At 46.0% G+C, this 21,736-nt stretch carries 20 protein-coding genes; 16 read left to right on the forward strand and 4 right to left on the reverse strand.

Annotation, left to right across the window (positions count from 1 at the left end; translation table 11 throughout):
- Positions 1-73: 73 nt before the first annotated feature.
- Both KNO70_RS10395 and KNO70_RS10400 read right to left on the reverse strand, forming a co-directional pair.
- A complete protein-coding gene (locus KNO70_RS10395; RefSeq protein WP_012726206.1) occupies positions 74-787 on the reverse strand; it encodes a YebC/PmpR family DNA-binding transcriptional regulator in 714 nt (237 codons plus the stop codon).
- An 80-nt stretch (positions 788-867) separates the two neighbouring features.
- Positions 868-1,314, reverse strand: a complete 447-nt coding sequence (locus KNO70_RS10400) for a MarR family winged helix-turn-helix transcriptional regulator (RefSeq protein ID WP_078146836.1) — start codon at positions 1,312-1,314, stop codon at positions 868-870.
- 387 nt (positions 1,315-1,701) lie between these two features.
- Between KNO70_RS10400 and adhE the strand changes: the two genes are divergently transcribed.
- From adhE to KNO70_RS10465, 12 genes are all read left to right on the forward strand, one after another.
- Positions 1,702-4,293 (forward strand): bifunctional acetaldehyde-CoA/alcohol dehydrogenase, encoded by a 2,592-nt coding sequence (adhE, locus tag KNO70_RS10405; RefSeq protein WP_214812471.1) that lies wholly within the window; start codon positions 1,702-1,704, stop codon positions 4,291-4,293.
- Between the two features lie 180 nt (positions 4,294-4,473).
- On the forward strand, positions 4,474-5,658 hold the full coding sequence (locus tag KNO70_RS10410; protein WP_214684369.1) for a zinc-binding metallopeptidase family protein: 1,185 nt from the start codon (positions 4,474-4,476) through the stop codon (positions 5,656-5,658).
- An 84-nt stretch (positions 5,659-5,742) separates the two neighbouring features.
- On the forward strand, positions 5,743-6,657 hold the full coding sequence (locus KNO70_RS10415; protein ID WP_214812473.1) for an alpha/beta hydrolase: 915 nt from the start codon (positions 5,743-5,745) through the stop codon (positions 6,655-6,657).
- 136 nt (positions 6,658-6,793) lie between these two features.
- Positions 6,794-7,537: a DeoR/GlpR family DNA-binding transcription regulator gene (locus KNO70_RS10420; RefSeq protein ID WP_214812475.1), complete on the forward strand. Its 744-nt coding sequence runs from the start codon at positions 6,794-6,796 to the stop codon at positions 7,535-7,537.
- Positions 7,534-8,463 carry a 1-phosphofructokinase gene (gene pfkB, locus KNO70_RS10425; RefSeq protein WP_214812477.1) on the forward strand — a complete coding sequence of 310 codons (930 nt, stop codon included), beginning with the start codon at positions 7,534-7,536 and terminating at the stop codon, positions 8,461-8,463. The genes KNO70_RS10420 and pfkB overlap by 4 nt, the downstream gene beginning before the upstream one ends.
- Positions 8,460-10,370, forward strand: coding sequence for a PTS fructose transporter subunit IIABC (locus tag KNO70_RS10430; RefSeq protein WP_214812479.1), 1,911 nt, complete (start codon positions 8,460-8,462; stop codon positions 10,368-10,370). The genes pfkB and KNO70_RS10430 overlap by 4 nt, the downstream gene beginning before the upstream one ends.
- A gap of 141 nt (positions 10,371-10,511) precedes the next feature.
- Positions 10,512-11,033: a GNAT family N-acetyltransferase gene (locus KNO70_RS10435; RefSeq protein ID WP_012726215.1), complete on the forward strand. Its 522-nt coding sequence runs from the start codon at positions 10,512-10,514 to the stop codon at positions 11,031-11,033.
- Positions 11,034-11,412: 379 nt separating this feature from the next.
- Positions 11,413-12,381, forward strand: coding sequence for a VOC family protein (locus KNO70_RS16155; RefSeq protein WP_251030095.1), 969 nt, complete (start codon positions 11,413-11,415; stop codon positions 12,379-12,381).
- A gap of 7 nt (positions 12,382-12,388) precedes the next feature.
- Complete coding sequence (locus KNO70_RS10450; protein ID WP_214812481.1) at positions 12,389-13,075, forward strand: tetratricopeptide repeat protein; 687 nt, start codon at positions 12,389-12,391, stop codon at positions 13,073-13,075.
- Positions 13,076-13,160: 85 nt separating this feature from the next.
- The gene (gene pyrH, locus KNO70_RS10455) at positions 13,161-13,898 is read left to right on the forward strand and encodes a UMP kinase (RefSeq protein ID WP_214812489.1); all 738 of its coding nucleotides are present in this window, start codon (positions 13,161-13,163) and stop codon (positions 13,896-13,898) included.
- A gap of 9 nt (positions 13,899-13,907) precedes the next feature.
- Positions 13,908-14,555, forward strand: coding sequence for an alpha/beta family hydrolase (locus KNO70_RS10460; protein WP_214812491.1), 648 nt, complete (start codon positions 13,908-13,910; stop codon positions 14,553-14,555).
- Between the two features lie 50 nt (positions 14,556-14,605).
- Positions 14,606-15,136, forward strand: a complete 531-nt coding sequence (locus KNO70_RS10465) for a GNAT family N-acetyltransferase (RefSeq protein ID WP_214812493.1) — start codon at positions 14,606-14,608, stop codon at positions 15,134-15,136.
- 49 nt (positions 15,137-15,185) lie between these two features.
- Here the strand turns inward: KNO70_RS10465 and KNO70_RS10470 are convergent, their stop codons facing one another.
- On the reverse strand, positions 15,186-15,743 hold the full coding sequence (locus KNO70_RS10470; protein ID WP_371816101.1) for a peroxiredoxin-like family protein: 558 nt from the start codon (positions 15,741-15,743) through the stop codon (positions 15,186-15,188).
- A gap of 311 nt (positions 15,744-16,054) precedes the next feature.
- Between KNO70_RS10470 and KNO70_RS10475 the strand changes: the two genes are divergently transcribed.
- Positions 16,055-18,028, forward strand: coding sequence for a methyl-accepting chemotaxis protein (locus KNO70_RS10475; RefSeq protein ID WP_214812495.1), 1,974 nt, complete (start codon positions 16,055-16,057; stop codon positions 18,026-18,028).
- A 39-nt stretch (positions 18,029-18,067) separates the two neighbouring features.
- Here KNO70_RS10475 and cls read toward each other — a convergent pair whose 3' ends face one another.
- Positions 18,068-19,513 (reverse strand): cardiolipin synthase, encoded by a 1,446-nt coding sequence (gene cls, locus KNO70_RS10480; RefSeq protein ID WP_205728305.1) that lies wholly within the window; start codon positions 19,511-19,513, stop codon positions 18,068-18,070.
- A gap of 103 nt (positions 19,514-19,616) precedes the next feature.
- Here cls and KNO70_RS10485 point away from each other — a divergent pair, with 103 nt between their 5' ends.
- The 3 genes from KNO70_RS10485 to KNO70_RS10495 all read left to right on the forward strand — a co-directional run bounded on the left by KNO70_RS10485 (position 19,617) and on the right by KNO70_RS10495 (position 21,666).
- Positions 19,617-20,051: an OsmC family protein gene (locus KNO70_RS10485; RefSeq protein ID WP_074037078.1), complete on the forward strand. Its 435-nt coding sequence runs from the start codon at positions 19,617-19,619 to the stop codon at positions 20,049-20,051.
- A 74-nt stretch (positions 20,052-20,125) separates the two neighbouring features.
- Positions 20,126-20,614 carry a GNAT family N-acetyltransferase gene (locus KNO70_RS10490; protein WP_078146850.1) on the forward strand — a complete coding sequence of 163 codons (489 nt, stop codon included), beginning with the start codon at positions 20,126-20,128 and terminating at the stop codon, positions 20,612-20,614.
- A gap of 56 nt (positions 20,615-20,670) precedes the next feature.
- Positions 20,671-21,666: a Gfo/Idh/MocA family oxidoreductase gene (locus tag KNO70_RS10495; protein WP_214812497.1), complete on the forward strand. Its 996-nt coding sequence runs from the start codon at positions 20,671-20,673 to the stop codon at positions 21,664-21,666.
- Positions 21,667-21,736 lie beyond the last annotated feature (70 nt).

Here is a 21,736-nt window from a genome sequence, read left to right on the forward strand (position 1 = left end):
TAACATATGATGTGACCCTTGTCAAATCGAATATGAAAAAAAGCGATAACTCGTGAAAGTTATCGCTTACGTGTTACATTTCGACGTTATGATACACTTGGCGCACATCTTCCAAGTCTTCGAGCACATCGATTAGTTTTTCAAACTGTTCTTGCGAAGCGTCATCGAGTGACACTTCGTTCTGCGGGAGCATCGTCAATTCCGCAACGGCAAACTCTTCTACACCGGCAGCCTTGAATGCAGTTTGAACGGCGTGGAACGCTTCTGGCTCTGCATAGACGATGACCGTCTCGTCTTCCTCGATAACATCACGCACATCAAGGTCATGTTCCATCATGAGTTCGAGGACGTCATCTGCCGACATTTCATTGACACCGATGACGGCAGTTGCATCGAACATATATGCGACCGAGCCACTGACTCCCATGTTGCCTCCGTTTTTACCGAAAGCGGCACGAACTTCTGAAGCCGTACGGTTGACGTTATTCGTCAATGTATCGACGATGACCATCGAACCATTCGGACCAAACCCTTCATATCGAAGTTCATCGAAATTTTCCTCATCGCCACCTTTGGCTTTGTCGATGGCACGATCGATGATCGCCCGGGGCACGTTATACGTCTTCGCACGTTCCACAACGAATTTTAATGACTGGTTCAACTCAGGATCAGGTTCCCCTTGACGAGCGGCCACATAAATCTCGCGACCGAACTTCGCATAGACGCGACTCGTGTTCGCATCTTTTGACGCCTTCTTCTCTTTAATGTTGTTCCATTTACGACCCATTACATGTCATCTCTCTTTCCATTTGTACGTAGATTCATTACAGATTATATAAGAAGTTGTGGGAATTGACGAGAAAAGTTTTACTTGTCACCTTTGTCCATCTTCTCGACAATCTCTGTAAGTGTCTTCAAACTCTCAATGAGTCGATCAGTTTCGTCCTCATTCAAAAAGGCGAGACGTTCCTCGAATAGTCTACGGAATGAGTCTCTGCGCTCAAGTAAGATTCGTTCACCTTCCTCGGTCAGTTGATTCCAAATCACGCGGCGATCCCGCTCGTCTGGCACCCGCGTGATATACCCCTCGTTCAATAATTTCGTGATGAGCGGGGTAACGTTCGGTGGCGCGATGGAGAGTGTCTCGCTGATTCGTCCATTCGTGACAGCCCCCTCGTCCTCAATCAACATCAATAGATGGAAATGAGAGAAGTTCAGGTTTAGAATTTGAGGAAAATCAGATCGACGTAACAATTTACGACGAATTAAAGGAATCAGTTTGACAAACTGGTCCGCTGCATCTTGTTTCGGCATAATAGATTCACTTCCTAGTTAGGTTCTATTTTCATTATACACGAGTTAGGTGCAGTTGAACCTAAAAACGGGTTGATGTGATGATTGATACATCATAGTAGAGATTGAATCGACACAAAATATGTAAGCGTTTACATTGAAGGTTTGATATATTTTCATGAAAACGAATTCGATTTTACTGAGGACGCATACAAAAATCAAGAGCTATCAATAACAGATAAAAAAATATTGTGAAAGAGTTCACATTCTTGTCACCCACAAAACCTGAAAAACATTGTATTCTATGAATGTGAAGGAAAGCACAATCTCTAAAAACAGTCATCACAATGTGCTTCCATCAAGTCAATATGTTCATAAAAAGCTCTCACTTATGAGGAGGAACCTAACATGGCAGTCAAAGAGAAAGCAAAAGTGGAAACAACGGCAGAACAAATGGTGGACACGCTCGTAGCAAGTGCGCATAAGGCACTCGATACGTTGATGACGTTCGACCAAAAGAAAATTGATCACATCGTACAGGCGATGGCGCTTGCGGGACTCGAGCAACACGTCACACTCGCGAAATTAGCACATACAGAAACAGGTCGCGGTGTCTTTGAAGACAAGATGATCAAAAATATCTTCGCGACAGAATATATCTATAACTCACTCCGTGGTGAGAAAACGGTAGGCGTCCTTGAAGATGACGTTCAAAACGGAATCACATACATCGCGGAACCAGTCGGTGTCGTCGCTGGGGTCACACCGGTCACAAACCCAACATCGACAACGATGTTCAAAGCGATCATCGCCATCAAGACACGTAACCCGATTATCTTCGCGTTCCATCCATCAGCGCAACAATGTTCAAGCGAAGCGGCTCGTGTCCTCCGTGACGCAGCAGTGGCGGCAGGTGCTCCTGAAAACTTGATTCAATGGGTTGAAGTTCCGTCACTCGATGCGACGAAAGCGCTCATGAACCACCCTGGTGTAGCGATGGTCCTTGCGACGGGTGGGGCAGCGATGGTCAAATCGGCTTACTCGACTGGTAAACCAGCACTCGGTGTCGGACCTGGTAACGTACCAGCCTATATCGATAAGACTGCGAAAGTGAAACGTGCCATCTCAGACGTCATCCTTTCAAAAACGTTCGACAACGGAATGATCTGTGCGTCTGAACAAGCGATCATCGTCGATCAAGAAGTATATGAAGAAGTGAAAGCAGAGATGACGGCACTAGGTTGCTACTTCTGCTCACCAGAAGAAAAAGCAAAACTTGAAACACTCGTCATTCGAACAGATACATGTGCGGTCAACCCTGAAATCGTCGGGAAGCCGGCAGCATGGATCGCTGAACAGGCAGGTCTCAAAGTACCAGCGGATACGAAGATCTTGATTGCAGAGCTTGAAACAGTTGGCGCAACGGAACTTCTCTCTCACGAAAAATTAAGCCCGGTTCTCGGTGCGTATAAAGTTCAATCACGTGAAGAAGGATTCGCAATCGCTGAAAAAATGCTCGAGATTGGTGGTCTCGGTCATACGGCTGTCATCCACTCAACAGATGACGATGCCATCCTTGAGTTCGGTCTCCGTATGAAAGCTTGCCGCATCATCGTCAACTCACCTTCAGCACACGGTGGAATCGGTGACCTTTATAACGAAATGACACCATCCCTTACGCTCGGTTGTGGGTCTTACGGTAAAAACTCCGTCTCAGAAAACGTGACGGCGAAACATCTACTCAACGTGAAAAAGGTGGCGAGACGTCGCGTGAATATGCAATGGTTCAAAGTACCTGAAAAAATCTATTTCGAGAAAAACTCAGTACAATATCTTCAATCGCTCACAACGAAAAAACGGGCGATGATCGTCACAGATGAAATGATGGTCAAACTCGGATTCGCTGACAAAGTCATCAAAAACTTGCCGGCTGGTGTCGAGTACCGCATCTTCGACCAAGTCGAACCGGATCCATCTGTTGAAACGGTCATGAACGGTGCCGAAGCAATGCGTCACTTCCAACCAGACATGATCATCGCACTTGGTGGTGGTTCACCGATGGATGCTGCGAAAGGCATGTGGCTCTTCTACGAACGTCCAGAAGAGAAGTTCTCGAATCTACGCCAGAAATTTATGGATATTCGCAAACGGACATATAAGTTCCCGACACTCGGTAACAAGTCAATGTTTATCGCCATCCCGACAACGTCTGGTACAGGTTCTGAAGTGACACCGTTCACTGTCATCACAGATAAAAAACGTAACGTGAAATATCCGATTGCTGACTATGCGATCACACCAGACGTCGCCATCGTCGACCCTGAGTTCGTCATGACCGTTCCAGCTTCAATCACGGCTGATACAGGAATGGACGTCATGACACACGCAATCGAAGCATATGTTTCCGTCATGGCGAATGATTACACAGACGGACTTTGCCTCCGCGCCATCAAGATGATCTTCGACTACCTACCAAAAGCGTATGAAAACGGTAGCGATGCGGAAGCTCGTCAGAAAGTACACAACGCTTCAACGATGGCGGGTATGGCGTTTGCGAACGCATTCCTCGGTATCAACCACTCGATCGCTCACAAAATCGGTGGAGAGTTCCACGTCCCACACGGTCGTACGAACGCGATTCTCATGCCACACGTCATCCGTTACAACGCGACACGCCCATCGAAACTTGCGGCGTTCCCGAAATATGAGTCATTCATCGCAGACGAACGTTATGCAGAAATCGCGCGTTACCTCGGACTTCCAGCAAGCACGACAGCTGAAGGTGTCGAGTCACTCGTCCAAGCGATCATCGAGCTCGGTCAACGCTTGAACATCAAACTTTCGTTCAAGGCGCAAGGCATCAAGAAAGCAGAACTCGATGCGAAGATCGACAAGATGGCAGTCGACGCATTCGAAGACCAATGTACGACGGCCAACCCGAAAATGCCGCTCGTTGAAGAATTGAAAGAAATCATGTACGCAGCATACGAAGGCGTATAAGCTTCAAAATTTACAAGGGGCCCGTTCAACTCGAACGGGCTTTTCTTGTGGTCGGAATATGACATTCAGTTTCTAAAATTATATTTAAATTTATAAAAAATTGAATAGTCAGACCATAAATAGCTGTATATAATAAAAAATGGTATACATAGCAATTTATTGATGAATGGAGATCGTGTCATGATCATCGTGTTTAGTTTGTTGCGTTCAATCGCGACAGTTGTTCTTTTCTTCAATCCAATTTATTCGACGCCGCTCGAGACCGCGGAATATATTTCATCAGTTGATCGAAATGCGGATAGTTGGGAGAGTGCCGACTTTTTTGAATCATTCGGAACCGAGTTACCTATCGACATGGATCGAAACCTCCTTTACACAGAACGGATAACCGGCTGGACTGAGATTGAAGTGGGGGACGAAACGTATGAGGGGTTTTCATCGATGACGTTTGATCAACCGTTCAAAGGTACGATTCTACATATGACGTGGGGACAAGACATTCCGGATGTGAAAGAAAAAGTGGTCGTCTTACCGACAACAAAGTTTTCATATGACAACATCGAGGATGCGTATACCGTCGATTACGCAGGTGAGGTTTTGAATGACCAGGAAGCGAACGCGTACTTGTCAGAGCTCGCATCTGCAGGAGCTGCAGGATACCTGATCACCCCTTATGAAGACGACCCATATGAGACGGGTTTCGTTTTCACGTCATCCTATATGAAGTTAGATGGTACAGGGGTAGACTTGGATACGGCTGAACAACTGAAGGATGGGGAAATGATTCGAGTCAAACCTTATCGTGAAGAGATCCCATATGTCGAGTTTGTCCAACAAGGAAAATCGGAACGGGAGATCATTCTCATGTCACGACTCGATTCTTCCTGGCACGGAGCCCATTATTTGTCTGCCGTCGGTCCGTCTACGGTCTTATATCATCTGATGCAGGTGATGAACGAGGAAATGCCAGACTATACGATTCGATATGTCTTTTTGAATGGAAACGGCGACTCTAGAGAAGCGAGTGACGATTTCCTTGAACGGCTAGGGGAGCAAAAAGAAAAAGTGGAAACGGTCGTCATGCTCGATATTCTTGGGACTGGTGATGGTCCACTATACGTTCGGACGAAAGGGATGAAATCCTATCCAGTACTAGAACGGGCGCCATTCGCTGAACTAGAAGTACGTTCGTTAGCAAGTTCACCGGGTGACGCTTACGATGAAGCAGGAATCCCTTATTTGATGTTGAGTGATTCATTAGAAGGAAGTTGGCATGTGTTCACGGAGAAAGATACGTTCGAACGGCTGTCGGAAGATGGAGTAACGGGTGCGGTCGATTGGATGCACAATTGGCTAACTGACTGACCTAATCATTGTCGCTGTCTGAGAAGACGGCGACATATTTTTTTAGATGTCGGTTTCGGGTATGATAGTAATGGAGGCGATACGATGAAACAAGAGATGACAATTACGACAACATATGGAACGATTGCAGGAACTTTTCTTTCCCATGAGGAGCCTCGGACGACGATTGTCATGTTGAGCGGAAGTGGGCCGAGTGACCGTGACGGCAATATGGGTGGTGTCGGATTTAACACGTATGCCAAGCTGGCAGAAGCGTTGTATGACCATGGATATAACGTGTTCCGATATGACAAACAAGGAATCGGGAAGTCAGATGGAGACTTCAACAAAGTCGGATTACATGACTTGATTAACGATGCGATTCTTGTCGTACGCACCATTCGACAATTGGCCGATGTGAATCGCTTATATCTACTTGGTCATAGTGAAGGGGCCGTCCTTGCTCCTGCCGTTCAACTTGAGACGAAGGCGGATGGACTGATCTTACTTTCCGGTTTCCATGAAGCGTCCAAGCAGATGTTCTTATACCAAGCAGATGCACTCGCTAAAGACATCGAACATGTGAAGGGAATAAAAGGTCTCTTCTATCGGTTGACGGGCGTTGCCAAAAAGGTCAGACAACGACAGGACGATTTGTTAGAGCGCTCTTTACGGACAAACGTCTCGTCTTTCAAATATCGAGGTCAAGTCGTAAATGCGAAATGGATTCGAGAACATGCATCCTATGACGTCCGAGAGCGGTTGGAGCATGTTACCGTCTCGGTTCTTGCGATTACGGGGGGACGTGATGTCCAAGTCCCACCCGAACACGTCCATATGATTCAAACAAAAGGGGAGGTCACCTCATCGATCATCGATGATATGAATCATCTGCTCGTGAAACGGGAGTCACCCCATTCGCTTCTCACGTTGCATAAAGAGTATCGAGAAGCGATCGATGCGCCGATTCATCCAAAACTCGTTCAAGAATTGGATGAATGGGTAAAAAAACACTCATAAACTCAAAAAAACGGTCATATATTGACCGTTTTTTATGTTATAATTGTGACAAGTTGAATGGAAATGAATGTTTTTGAATGATTTTAGTTGTTTTTATAATGAAAACGCTTTATATTAGACGTATGGAGGGAACAAGATGTTAACGAAACAACGACATCAGTTGATTTTGCAACGCTTATCTGAACAGAAGGTCGTCAAATTAAAAGAATTGGTTGATTTAACTGATTCATCCGAGTCGACGATTCGTCGAGATTTGACGGACCTTGAAGCGGAAGGGTATCTGGCAAGGGTTCACGGAGGCGCAACGCTCATTGCGACTCCAGATGAGGAACCGACATTTGAAGAAAAGCGAGACCGGTTCGTAGATGAAAAAGTTGCGATTGCACGGAAGGCCGCAACGTTCATCGAAGACGGGATGTCGATTTATTTAGATGCCGGTACAACCACTCAGGCGATGGTTCCGTTTTTAGAAGGAAAAAAAATTGTCGTCGTCACAAACAGTCTACCGATTGCGAATGAATTATTTGATCTTGATATTAAGACGTTTGTGATTGGCGGAGAATTAAAGCGTTCCACCCAGGCATTGGTTGGGTATAACGCACGCGAGAGCATGATGAATTATCGTGTCGACCTCGCCTTTCTCGGAATGAATGGAATCGACCTTGAAGCGGGTTACACGACCCCGGACCCAGAAGAAGCGCTTGTCAAAAAAACGGCAATCGAATTGGCACAAACCTCGTTCGTACTCGCGGACGCATCGAAGATCGGGAAACGAACGTTCAGCCGAGTCGCGACGATAGATGCCGCACAGTTGATCACATCAAGCAGTGAGTCAATGAGTTCCATCCAAACAATCACAAAGGTGGTGAATGCGAAATGATTTACACGTTAACACTCAACCCTTCTATTGATTACTACGTAACATTACCTGAAGTACATCTAGGAGAAGTGAACCGAATCGAAGAGACGACGGAGCGCGCAGGCGGTAAAGGAATTAACGTCTCCATCGTTCTTCGGGAATATGCACAAGAGACGAAGGCGCTTGGTTTCATCGGTGGGACGACCGGTGACTTCATTAAAAAGTCACTCGTAGACCACGGTGTACACACCGATTTCGTAGAGGTGAATGGGAACACCCGGATCAATGTCAAGATTCGGGCGAAAGAGGAAACAGAACTGAATGCGAGCGGACCGAATATCACAGAGCGCGAGCTCGAACTGTTGACGGCCAAGTTCGATCAAGTTCAAGAAGGCGATATTGTCGTCCTCGCGGGTAGTATCCCGAGCAACCTACCAGACTCGCTATATCGGACCATTGCTGAATCGATTCGCGAAAAAGGTGCCGACTTTGTCGTCGATACAACGAAAGATGCCATGATCGAGGTGCTCGCCCTCGAACCACTCATGATCAAACCGAACCACCATGAATTAGGTGAATTGTTTGATACCGAGATCGAAACGTTTGAAGAAGCTCTTCCATATGCCGAACAGCTCGTCAAACGCGGGGCGAAAAACGTCATCATCTCCTTTGCGGGAGACGGGGCACTACTTGTTAACAAAGACGGAGCCGTCACAGCGAACACACCGGTCGGGAAACTGGTGAACTCGGTTGGTGCAGGAGATTCACTCGTCGCCGGATTTGTCGCGAATGTGAAAGAAAAAGGTGAACAAGAAGCATTTCGATACGCGGTCACGACAGGAAGCGCATCTGCTTATACATTCGGCCTATGTTCAAAACAAGAGATCGATCGCTTGATCGATCAAGTACAACTCACACCACTGAAACGAATGGAGGAAACAACATGAAAATCACGGACTTGCTCCAACGCGACACGATTCAATTGAATCTACGCGCGAGTTCTAAGGGTGAGGTCATCGAAGAACTTGTCGATGTCCTCGATCGCGCTGGTAAACTATCCGACCGCAACGGTTATCGCGACGCAATCCTAAAACGTGAAAGCGAGAGCACGACCGGCCTCGGAGAAGGGATTGCCATTCCTCACGCGAAAACGAGTGCTGTCAAAACGCCAGCAATCGCGTTCGGTCGGTCGGAAGGAGTCGACTACGAAGCGTTAGACGGACAACCGAGCCGCCTCTTCTTCATGATTGCGGCAGGAGAAAACGCGAATAATGAACACCTTGAAACACTCTCTAAACTTTCAGTTTACTTGATGGACCCTGCATTCCAAGAGCGTCTCTATGCAGCCACTTCTGAAAGCGATGTCATTCGTGCCATCGAAGAAAAAGAAGCGGCAGAAGCGAAGCCGGAAGTCGTCAAACCGACGAATGAAGATGCACCGTTCATTTTAGCGGTCACGGCTTGCCCGACAGGAATCGCTCATACGTATATGGCAGCAGATAGCTTGAAGCAAAAAGCGGAAGCGATGGGCGTCGATATTAAAGTCGAAACGAACGGATCGACTGGTGTAAAAAATGAATTGACACGTGCGGATATCGACCGGGCGACAGCGATCATCGTCGCAGCGGACAAGGCTGTTGAAATGGATCGTTTCGCTGGTAAACGAGTCATCGAAGTTCCGGTCGCACAAGGGATTCGGAAACCTGAAGAACTCATCAATCGTGCGGTGAAACAAGATGCGCCGGTATATGAGGCTTCGAAAACATCAGGTGGCGCTTCGAAAGAGCAACGTACAGGCGTGTACAAACACTTGATGAGCGGGGTATCTGCGATGCTTCCACTCGTTGTCGCAGGTGGTCTCTTGATTGCCATCAGCTTCTTCTGGGGCATCAACTCTGCTAACCCGGATGACCCGTCTTACAATGAATTTGCAGCACAGTTGATGACGATCGGTGGAGCTGCATTCGGCTTCCTCGTTCCGATTCTCGCCGGTTTCATCGCGATGTCGATTGCCGATCGCCCAGGTCTCGCACCAGGTCTCGTGGCAGGGGTACTTGCAAGTCAAGGGAACGCCGGATTCCTCGGTGGTCTCATCGCCGGTTTCTTGGCAGGTTATGTCGTCCTCTTCTTGAAAAAGGCACTTGCGAAGTTGCCAGCTTCACTTGAAGGAATCAAACCGGTCCTCTTATATCCTTTACTTGGATCATTTATCTCAGGTATGGTCATGTTGCTCGTCGTCAATGAACCGATTGCAGCACTCATGACATGGTTGATGGATACGTTGAACAGTATGAGTGGCGCGAACGCCATCCTTCTTGGTGTCATCGTCGGTGGGATGATGGCAGTCGATATGGGTGGTCCGATCAACAAGACAGCGTACGTCTTCGGTACGGCAGCACTTACAGCGGGTAACCAAGAAGTCATGGCAGCCGTCATGGCTGGAGGGATGGTACCACCACTCCTCGTCGCACTCGCATCAACAGTCTTCGCTCGTCAAAAGTTCTCGAAACAAGAGCGCGAAGCAGGAAAAACTGCTTATATCATGGGAGCCTCGTTCATCACGGAAGCGGCAATCCCATTCGCGGCTGCGGACCCGATTCGCGTTCTTCCATCAGCGATTCTCGGATCTGCCATCGCAGGAGGATTATCCGCATTCTTCACGATTCAATTACCAGCGCCACACGGTGGGATCTTCGTCTTCCCACTTCTTGAAGGAGCTGGAAACGTCGCTGTGAGTATGGGTCTCTATGCACTCGCCATCTTGGCAGGTGCGGTGGTCGGAGCATTGCTCCTCTCGTTCTTGAAAAAACCGTTAACAACATCGACACCAGTCCAATCTAAAGAAGTTGCATAACGTAAGAAGAGACGTCGCCTTTATCCAGAGGTGACGTCTTTATTGTTGTCGATGTCCGTGCAAAATTCACATAATCTCGGATTGCAAGTTGGGGATTTGTGGTAAACTATTTGTAAAGCTTCGGGTGAGGAGGGGGTCACATTGGACATTCGAGTCGCCAAACCAGATGATGTGTATGGGATTGCGAGAGTGCGTGTGAACGGGTGGCGTACGACCTATCGGGGGATCGTACCGACTGAGTATTTGCTAAAAGTATCATCCGGCTCCATCGAATGGGCAGAACGCTTGCGGACCGCCCTTCGTCGGCAAGAAGTAGCCGGCTTTGTGGCGATTGTCGAGGACGAAATCGTGGGCTTCGTTCTTTACGGAGAAGAGCGGACAGGAGAGTATCCAGACCACACGAATGAAGTGTATGCTATTTATATTTTAGAGAACCATCAAGGGAACGGGATCGGGTCCGCTCTCCTTGAACATGCCGTGCAATCGATGTGTGAGGCAGGGCTCTTGATCTGGGCACTTGAGATGAATCCGTTCCGTACATTTTATGAGCGAAAACAAGGGCAGGTCATCGACCAGAAAGATCGAGAGTTTGGTGAATTGATGCTTCGAGAAGTGGCGTATGGATGGGAAACGACCCGTCATGACTCCATCATGGGAGCCTAAGCTTTGAGACTGTAGAATGATCTACGGTCTTTTTTTGTGTCTAATGTATGAGCCTTTAACCGATTTTTTCATTCAAGATAGATTCAGCTTTGCAGCCAACAACGTAAATTCCCACGGGATATTTTTCCCGTTCCATCCTCTCTAGTTCTATAATGGAATTATCTATAATAATTTTACAATGGTAATTTGTCAATAAATCTATGTCTAGTAAGGACAAATATGGATGAATATAAATGTAGAAATGAGGATACGATGAATGATAAAAGGAATATACGAGGCGCACTTGCCGGTGAGTGATTTAACTGAATCAATTCGATTTTATGAGAAATTAGGATTAGAGTTGGCATTCTAAAATGAAAAGTTGGCTTTCCTTTGGATTATGAAAGGGGAGAGCTGGATTGGGCTATGGAAATCTGGTCAAGTCGATTTACCGTATCATCCATCAATCCGACACATCGCTTTTCGAATCGAGGAGCAGGATTTGGATGCGATCAAAGCATGGCTTGAGAATCAGGGAATTGAAATTCGTACTGCGTTCAAGATGACACCGGAACAGCAGCCACTCGTCCTTCCAAATGCTCCATACGAGCATGCGGCCATCTACTTTGAGGACCCGGACGGCAATTCGCTTGAACTCATCATGTTGATTGGAACAAACGCAGATGAAACTGCTAATGTGATTCCGTACGAAGAGTGGTTAAAAAAATATAGAATGTACATAACTGATTCAAAAAGGGGAGAGAATATGCTATTTCATTATCATCTATGGACACCACATGTAGAAGAAACGGAGAAATTTTATGCGAATCTCGGTTTTCAAGTAACTCAACGAATCGGAAAGAAGGATGGGGAATTCGAATCCTTTAGTCCACCACTCGACTGGGACGATTTTAGGGAGCAGTCCATTCAATTTAGAATCATTGAAATGAAGCGGGGAGCGACGAATATCACTTTCGGTTACGGAAAGAAAGTGATGTTTGATCATATTGGTTTTTTAGTATCTGAAGAGGAAAAAGTGAATGTGTTAGAACGAGCAGAGGAAATAGGGTTGACGGTTCAGTCAAATGAACGAAGAACGTTCATCCATACACCATACGGATTTCGAATCGAGCTGCAGCACCATTTCGATGCTATTCAATCACATTTTGAGAATCGTATCCATCGATTGAATATTGAAACGAAAACGGTAGGTCTTGAAGATGTATTGCAACAATTATTCAATTGTCCTGTCCCGCAAATCGTAGCAACTGAATCGGATCACACACAGTTAACGCATGTAAACCTGATGAGTGATTGTACGATCAGTTCAACTGATCCGAACGGTATTCAAATCATCCTCTCAGAATGATTAATAGATGAAAATTTTTAAAGGGGCAGAGGAAATGATAAATTTTGATCAAGAAATCCAAAAGATACAAACTATGGCACAATCGCCAAAGAAGCTGTTCCTTGCAATACGTGCCGCCAGAAAATTAGTCCGAGAGTACCCAGACGAATTCATCGCCTGGACGACTCTCATTAGTGCTGAAATGGATACGCCGGAAGAAGACTATGAGAGTGCCTCCAAACACTTATTCGAAGCATTTGATAAGTTTCCCGAGCATTCGATTTTCTTCGCCCTCGGCGTATATCTTGAGTCAACTTTCGTCTATCCAGTATATGACGAAACAAAGATCGAAGAGATCGAGTCGATGCTGAATAAAATGGATGCTAAATCAAAAGGGATCCTCTACTATTCGATGGCCAATCTACATGGTTATGAACGTCCAGATCAGTATGAAGTGTATCTGTTAAAGGCGATTGCAGAGTACCCAGAATTTCCTAGTTACCATCTTGATCTTGGACGGTACTATATCTCAAACAAGAATATTGAAAAGGGAAAGCTATATATAAAAGAAGGCTTACTTAGAGTAAAAGAGTGTTTCAATGAAGCATCGCCTCTAGAATTTGAAATTTCTTTATATACGTTTATCGACGAAGAGATCGGTGGACTTTATATGTTTGAGGAGACTTACAAAGAATACGAAAAAATGTCCCTTTGAATCAAAATGGAATACTGTTGTTCAATCAAACAATCTCTTCTATACTGAATTGAACAAAAAATTCCAAATGAAGGGTTGGGGAAAGATGGAACACCGAAAAATCTGTATCAAGTTAAGTGGAGCCGCTCTAGCTGGTGATGGAACGGATAATTTTGACGAAATGAGCCTTAGCCTGATTGCAGAAGAAATATTATCACTCGCAAATAGCGGGGTTGAAGTATGTGTCATGGTCGGCGGGGGAAATCTCTTCCGAGGGAATCAAGCAGAAGCATGGGGAATCAATCGAGTGGAAGCTGACAGTATCGGGACGCTCGGGACGGTCATGAACTCATTGATGCTACGTGGCATCTTGAAACGTGATGCCAATCGAGAAGTGCGTGTCATGACGTCGATTCCAATGCCGAGCGTAGCCGAGCCGTACATTCAACTTCGAGCCATCAATCATTTGAAAAAAGGATATATCGTCATTTTTGCAGGCGGTAACGGTCAACCGTTCGTTTCTTCAGACTATCCGGCTGTTCAGCGTGCCATCGAAGTGGGATGTGATGCCTTGTTCGTGGCAAAGAACGGTGTCTCCGGCGTATATGACCGCGATCCTCGTTTGGATTCGGACGCTCGTCAATATGAAACCCTTCACTATAACGATGTCATTTCGAATGATTTGAAAGTGATGGATCAATCGGCATTGCTTCTCGCGAGAGATCACGGTTTGCCGATTCACTTGTTCGACTTCAAGGAGCGGAACGCCATTCATCGGATTCTCGAAGGAGAGAGCATTGGAACGATGATTCATCACCATGAAACGCAGCTCTTACAGAATTGAGGAGACAGCATGTATGAAGTAACAGATGATCACGTCATTGGGAAAAACGGAATACCCGTCCCGTATTCGTACCTGCAGCCTGATTCGTCATCCGACACACTCGTGATTTTGTTGCCCGGATACGGATATACAAATGATTCTCCAATGTTTCGCTATACGACTGGATTGTGCATAGAGAATGGGTTGAACGTTCTCGAAGTCAACTATCACTATCGCGACGAGCGGTACGATTCAGTCGATGTAAATAAGGCGATTGTTGATGATGTTCGACTCGTCATCGATCAAATCCTACATACTAATTCCGTTCAACAATACATCATCGTCGGAAAATCGCTCGGTACGGTTGCGATGGCAAGTGAACTCACCCGAAACGTGTTTCATGATGCCAAACTCGTTTGGTTGACACCTTTGTTGAAACAAGACGACATATATGAAGCGATCCAGTCTCATAAAGGACAACAGATGATTCTCATAGGAACGGCGGACCAACATCATGTAGATGAGAGAATGAAGCGTCTTGAACATCTGGCCTTGATCGAACTCGAGATTGTCAAGGAGATGAATCATAGCCTCGAGTACACAGGAGAGACATACCGGTCACTACGGTTACTTGAAACACTTCTCAAGCGAGTGGAGCAATTTATCATGTCCTCATAGGTCGTGAACCGGAGGAGAGTTGCGCGATCAAATGTAAGGGAGGAGTCGACGTGAAATTTACCACTGAGCGTTTAGAAATCAGACCATTTATGGAGAAAGACTTGCATGCTACATTCGAAATGTATACAAAACCAGAAGTATGCAGATATCTTTTGCATGAGCCATGGACGTCTGAAAACAGGAAGAAAGAATTTGATAAAAAACTAATGAATTCTATTCTTACCGAGACTAGTACGTTGAATTTAGCAGTCGTATATCAAGATGAAGTGATTGGGGATCTCACAGTTTGGTACACAGGTATGAAAGATACGGTAGAAATCGGGTATTGTTTTTCTGATTCACATTCAGGAAAAGGATATGCGACGGAGGCAGTTAACGGATTGCTAGGGGAGTTGTTCACAAAGCTCAATCTACATCGGGTACAAGCCAATCTCGACGCCAGAAATGTAGCTTCCCAGAAATTATGCGAACGGGTTGGAATGAGAAAAGAAGCTCATTTCTTTAGAGACTATTGGAATAAGAATGAATGGACCGATAGCATGGTGTACGCGATGTTACACAAGGAGTTTGTAAGACAATAAACGGAATAAGTTTATAGAAAAGGAGATGACGCGCGTCATCTCCTTTAATTTACAATTTTTCAATAACCGTTTTCGGGTCGACACGTTCTGTATAGTCAGCAGGCACATCACTGAACGAAATCGTTCCATCAGATTGGATGATGAACGTGGCCGGTTTCGGCAACTGCCAATCTTCGTTCCCGTTATGTGCATCGACATTTAGTCCAGATGCTTTATAAATATCAATCAAATAATCTGGCATGTCAAAGACGAGGTCGAATTGACGAGCGACAATATTATCAACATCACTCAATACATAAAAATCAAGTTCATTCTTTTCTTTCGTCGAAAGGGAATAATCCGGCGTTTCCGGACTGATCGCGACAAGAGTCGCGCCTTTTTCTTGAATCGTTGCCAACTCGCGCTGGTAAGCGCGGAGCTCGAGGTTACAGTATGGGCACCATCCACCTCGGTAAAATATGACGATGACTGGTCCATTTTCAAGGAGCGTTTTCAAATTGACGGTTGTCCCGTCCGCGTGAGGCAATTCAAACGACGGCGCTTGATTTCCAACTGTTAACCCTGATGCGATGCCTGAATCTTTCAATTCTTGAGTCACCTGAGCCATCAATCGTTGCTTCTCGGCAGGTGCATTTTGTTTGAACTAATCTTTATAGGATTTGATCTCTTCCAATAATGAATTCATCATTTGACTCCCTCTTCCGATATGGTAACTCAAATTTTAACTAAATACGAATAGTATGATTTGTTCAATCGAACACAACGGTGAAACTCCATTTCAGTTTCCGAAAAATAATTTTCGAATAATTCAATCAATTCTTCAGATTTAATGACTTTTGACCGATATGATGAATAACCCAAGGGGGATTCGACTCACCGAACTCGCTTGAACATTTTATTCGGGTTAGGAGATGTTTTATGAAACAGAAGCGCACGATTAGTATCAAGCAAAAATTGATTGTCTTATCCGTTCTATTATTGATTATTCCAGCCACATTGATTGGAATCGTCGCCTATTCGCAGGCGAAAGGTAAAATCGAGTCTCAAATGATCCAGTCCGCCAATTCGGGGGTAGACCGGATGAACAATGAGGTCACGAACCTCATCGAACCGATTCAAACGGACATCTCGTTTTTTGCGAATCGGATTGATAGTTCCATTTATGAAGAGGGAGAAGCGAATCAAGCGTTAGCAGAGAAGTTTACTGAGTATTTAGAGACACATCCAAAAGTGACGAACATTTACTTCGCTTCAGTAGAAGGTGCGATGACGATCTATCCTGAGCAGGAATTGCCAGAAGGATATGACCCACGCACTCGTCCATGGTATGAAGCGGCTGAAGCAAGTGGACAAGAGGTTGCCATCACGAATCCGTACGTCGATGCCGCTTCTCAAAAAATGATGATCACGGTTTCGAAGAAGACTTCAGACGGTCGTGGTGTGGTCGCCGTTGACGTCGATGTGAACGATATCGCTGAAGTGGCATCCACAATTCAAATCGGGAAAGAAGGATACGTTGCCATCTTCGACCAGGCAGAACAAGTCGTCATTCATCCGTCGACGGCTGTCGGTGAAAAGATTGATGAATCTTGGACAGATTCGCTCTTTTCCAAGGAAGAAGGGACTCTGTCTGTATCGGAGAATGGGGAAGGCGTGGAGAAAGCATTCGTGACGAACCCAATCACCGGATGGAAGATTGCCGGTACGTTATATGACGGTGAGATTCAAGACGAGACGGTCGGCATTCTTTGGACGACTGGATTCGTCATCATCGGAATGTTCGGGATTGCAGCCATTCTTCTCTACTTCGTTCTCCGTTCAATCTTGCGTCCGTTGCGTTTATTGACAGAAGGAGCAGAACGAATCAAATCAGGAGATTTAACGGAGCCGATTACCGTCTTATCGAACGACGAAATCGGGCTTGTCTCAGAGAGTTTTAATGAAATGAGCGATTCACTTCGTATGGTATTACTCCGTCTCGATGATTCAATCAGTCAAGTTGCCGCCTCGTCTCAAGAATTGATGGCCAACTCGGCACACAATACCGCCTCATCAGAACAGATTGCCCGTGCAGTTGATCAAATGGCAGTCAGTGCCGATGGCTCGAAGCGACAACTTGACGACAATGCGACATCGCTCCAAGCGATCACGTCAGGAATCATGCGAATCTCAGAAAGTTCCATGGACGTGTCTGAACTTTCACGCGAAACCTCAAATGAAGCGGAAGACGGTTCGACGACCGTGAAGGAGAATGTGAAGCAGATGCAGGCAATCGATGCGTCTGTCGTGACATTCGAGGGCGTCATTCACTCATTGGCACATCGCTCTAACGAGATTGGAGAAATCGTCACGGTCATCAATGGAATCGCTGAACAGACGAACCTGTTAGCATTGAACGCTGCCATTGAAGCAGCACGTGCAGGTGAGAACGGCAAAGGGTTCGCGGTCGTTGCGAGCGAGGTGCGTAAACTCGCAGAACAATCGCAACAGTCGACGAAACAAATTGCAGCGTTGATTGATCGAATCAAGCATGAGACGGAACAGTCTGTACAGTTGATGCAGGAAGTATCTACTCATACGAAGGCCGGATTGGCGTCATCTGAAATGACAGCAGACCGTTTCGAGAAAATCAAAGAGCGGACAGTCGCGATGACACCACGGATTGAAGACGTGACCGCAACCGTCGAGGAGATTGCAGCAAACGTTCAGGAAGTGGCAGCGACGGCATCACAAATCGCCGACATCGCCGATGAGAATTCGAGTGTCTCGAAGCAAGTGGCGGCAACGACCGATGATCAATTGAAATCGATTGAAGAAGTATCGCAGTCAGCAAAAGCACTCGCGACCATGGCCGAGGAGTTACAAGACCTCGTCTCGCGGTTCAAACTGTAAAATGAAAAAGAAGCAGAGCGCCGAGCTCTGCTTCTTTCGTTATAAAATCGGACTGAGGAGTCGTGAGACACCCTCCCGAGCACGTACTGTCCATTTCCGCTTTTCATAGTCTTCCATCGTATACGTGCGACTGACCGCCGTATCGGTCTCGAATAAAGAAACGAGTTCGAGGGCGACCCGCTCATCATAGATAAGTGCGTTCACTTCAAAATTGAGACGGAAGCTTCGAGCGTCCAAGTTCGTCGTCCCGACGGTCGCGATCTCATCATCGACGACGAGCGTCTTCGCGTGGAGAAACCCTTCATCATACAGATAGACGTTTGCCCCGTAGTCGAGGAGTTCCCCAAGGAACGAGAGGGACGCCCACATGACGAATGGATGGTCCGGTTTTCCAGGGATCATGATATCCATCTGAACGCCAGAATAGAGTGCCATTTTGCAAGCGTCCATAAAACTCGTGTCTGGAATGAAGTATGGCGTTTGAATGACGACCCGTCGTTTGGCGGACATGATCATCTTGATCATCATATTCTTCAAATGTTCCGTATCCGAGTTTGGTCCACTCGTGACGATTTGCATCGGAGAATTTTCTTTAATGTCATGTCGCGCAAAGCAGAAGGCATTTTCAGGATCATGTTTACGGTGACCAGAATAGTTCCAGTCCAATATGAATCGGTGTTGTAAATTGTAAACGACATCTCCTTCGACACGCAGGTGCGTGTCACGCCAATAGCCAAATTTTTCGACTAAACCTAAATACTCGGTACCGACATTGAATCCACCGACATAGCCGATTTTCCCATCGATGATGACGACCTTTCGGTGATTTCGGTTGTTCAACTTGAAGTTGATGATCCCGAGTGTCGGTGGGAAGAAGACACGCACCTCGCCATCGTTCGCAATCAACTCTTTAAAGTCCGAGTTCCGAAGACTACGTGAGCCGACCGCATCGTAGAGGAGTCGAACTTTGACACCGGCTTTCGCACGCTCGATCAACTCTTTCAACAGTGCCTGACCGAGAGCGTCACGCTGGATGATGTAATATTGAATATTGATTTCCGTTTCGGCCGAGCGAATGTCATCCATCAACGCTTTGAACTTTTGTTCGCCGTCGTGCAAGATGAGGGAACGGTTATGTACACTGATCAACGATTTAGAAGATCGTAAGTTCATTTGAAGTAGTTGGTCATACTTTTCAAACAGCGGCTGCGCGAGCTGGGTTTGGCGCGTATGAATTTGTTCAAGTTGCGCTTCGACTTGAAGCGAATGGAAGGAACGTTCTTCTACACTTAAATTATAGAAGTTATCCTTCTTAAGTTGTCGCCCTAGGAAGAGATAGACGATGAAGCCGAGCACTGGTAAGAAAAACAGGACAAGAAGCCAGGCCCAGGTCGCGCCGACGTCACGTCTTTCGGCGAAGATGACGGCGAGTGCGAACAACATGTTTAACCCGAGGACGATATAAAGTCCCCAACTGAAAATCATAGACCAATCCAACGACATACACCCCTTTATAATCGATTCATAGCTTAATCATACATCAAATGAGGGAATAGAATGCTATCAAATGAAATAGGGGGAGAAGATGATGAACATGGAAGTCGTATGGAAGAAAGGGATGGCGTTTGAAACACATACGCCATCAGGACACACGGTGATCCTTGATGCGGCGGATGATGTCGGTGGGCTCGATACAGGACCTCGTCCGACAGAAATGTTGCTTCACGCGACCGCATCCTGCACAGGAATCGATATCGTGTCGATTCTGCATAAGATGCGCCAGCCAATTGAAGCATTCGAAATGAAAATCGATGGGGTGCGGGCGACCGATCACCCGAAACGCTTTACAGCCATTCACATCTTGTATATCCTGAAAGGCGAGTTATCGGAAGAACGAGTTCGGCGTGCCATCGAATTGTCCGTTGAGCGTTATTGTTCTGTATCGCATAGCCTCAATGCGACGTTGACGTATAGTTATCAATTGAACGATGGAGACGTCACTCCGTTTGATTTTCACGAGTGAGCAGGATGGTTGAAAGGCATGCGGTTCTCCGTTATATTTGTATTTCAAATACTGTATAACTAAAGGAGGACGTTATGATTCGACTCGCGACGAAGCGCGATGCCCAACACATCGCGAACCTAATCGAACAACGAGCCGTAGCGCTAAATGAACAAGGAAGCGACCAATGGACCGAATATTTGGAACAGGACCTCGTAAAGCGTGTGCGCACTGACATTGTAGAAGGCAGTGTATATGTCTTTGAAGATGGCGAACAAATTTTAGCTTCAATCGCATTGTTACCTCCAGATGAGTGGGATGATAACTTATGGGACGACAGTGAGCGTGGACAATATATCCATCGAATCGTCGTCAGCGAAAAGCTAAAAGGGCAAGGCGTCGGACAGCAGCTCATGGAGCATGTCTTAGAGGAAGCCGATGAAGATGAACCAATTCGTCTTGATTGTGTCGCTGACAATGAATTTTTAAATGATTATTATCCACGTTTCGGTTTCGTCTTTGTCGATTCACGAAACGGGTACAATACGTTCGAATACAGATTGGATGAGAGCATGAGTGCATAAGGGTCATTTGACCCTTTTTTTGTTATACTATCAACAGCGAAAAGGAGGGGTTTTATATGACTAAAACCATTTTGGTGGGATTAGGATTCTCGGCAAACACGTTCCATTTGCCGTTCTTAAAGGCAATCGATTCATTTGAAGTGAGTGGTGTCGTGTCATCGCGCCCGGAAGAAGTGCAGGCTGAATTACCTGGTGTCACGGTATATGCGACATTAGACGAGGCGATTCAATCGGATGCTTCTCTCTATGTCATTACGACACCATCGCATTTACATAAAGAGATGATCGTCGCATGTCTTGAGGCAGGAAAAGATGTGCTCGTCGAAAAACCCGCATTCCTGACAACGGAAGAAGGATATGAGTTGATGGAACTTGAAGCGAAATCGAAGGGCATCGTCAACGTTTATCAGAATCGTCGTTATGATGGAGACTTCTTGACGGTTAAGTCGTTTCTTGACTCGAACGAGTTAGGAGACTGGAAGGTCGTTGAATCTCGATTTGATCGTTTCCGTCCGAATGTACGTGACCGGTGGCGTGAAAATGGAGGACCAGGTTCCGGTATTTTATTCGACTTAGGAAGTCATCTGATTGACCAGACTCTAGCCTTGTTTGGAAAGCCAGATCGTATTCAAGCAGATGTGATGATTCAACGAGATGGTGGCCAATCCGATGATGGGTTTCATCTGACATTCTATTACGGTGAGAAGCGAGTATACCTTCGTTCGAACCCATTCATCGCCGGAGAAACACCTCGGTTTGAAGTGCATGGTACGCAAGGAAGTTTCTTGAAATATGGACTTGATCCTCAAGAAGATGCTCTGAAGCAAGGAAAGTTAGAAAGTGACCTTATAGAGACTGGCGTATTATCCAAAGAAGAGGTTTCGTCCATTCAAATCGAGAAAGGTAGTTATTTGGCGTATTATCAACAGTTAGCTTATAGTTATGAGGTACGGCAACCCGTCGTTTCATTAAAAGATGCAACATTGACAACCTACTTGATTGAACTTGCTCGTAAATCCAGTGAGACAGGAACAGTCATCACGGTAGATTGACACGCTTTTTCGTTGATTTACTAAACCGGTGATCAATTCACAATTGGAAAGAACGTGCGATGATTTCTTT

The sequence above is a fragment of the Exiguobacterium sp. s181 genome (genome assembly GCF_018617125.1).
GTDB classification, from domain to species: Bacteria; Bacillota; Bacilli; order Exiguobacteriales; family Exiguobacteriaceae; genus Exiguobacterium; species Exiguobacterium profundum.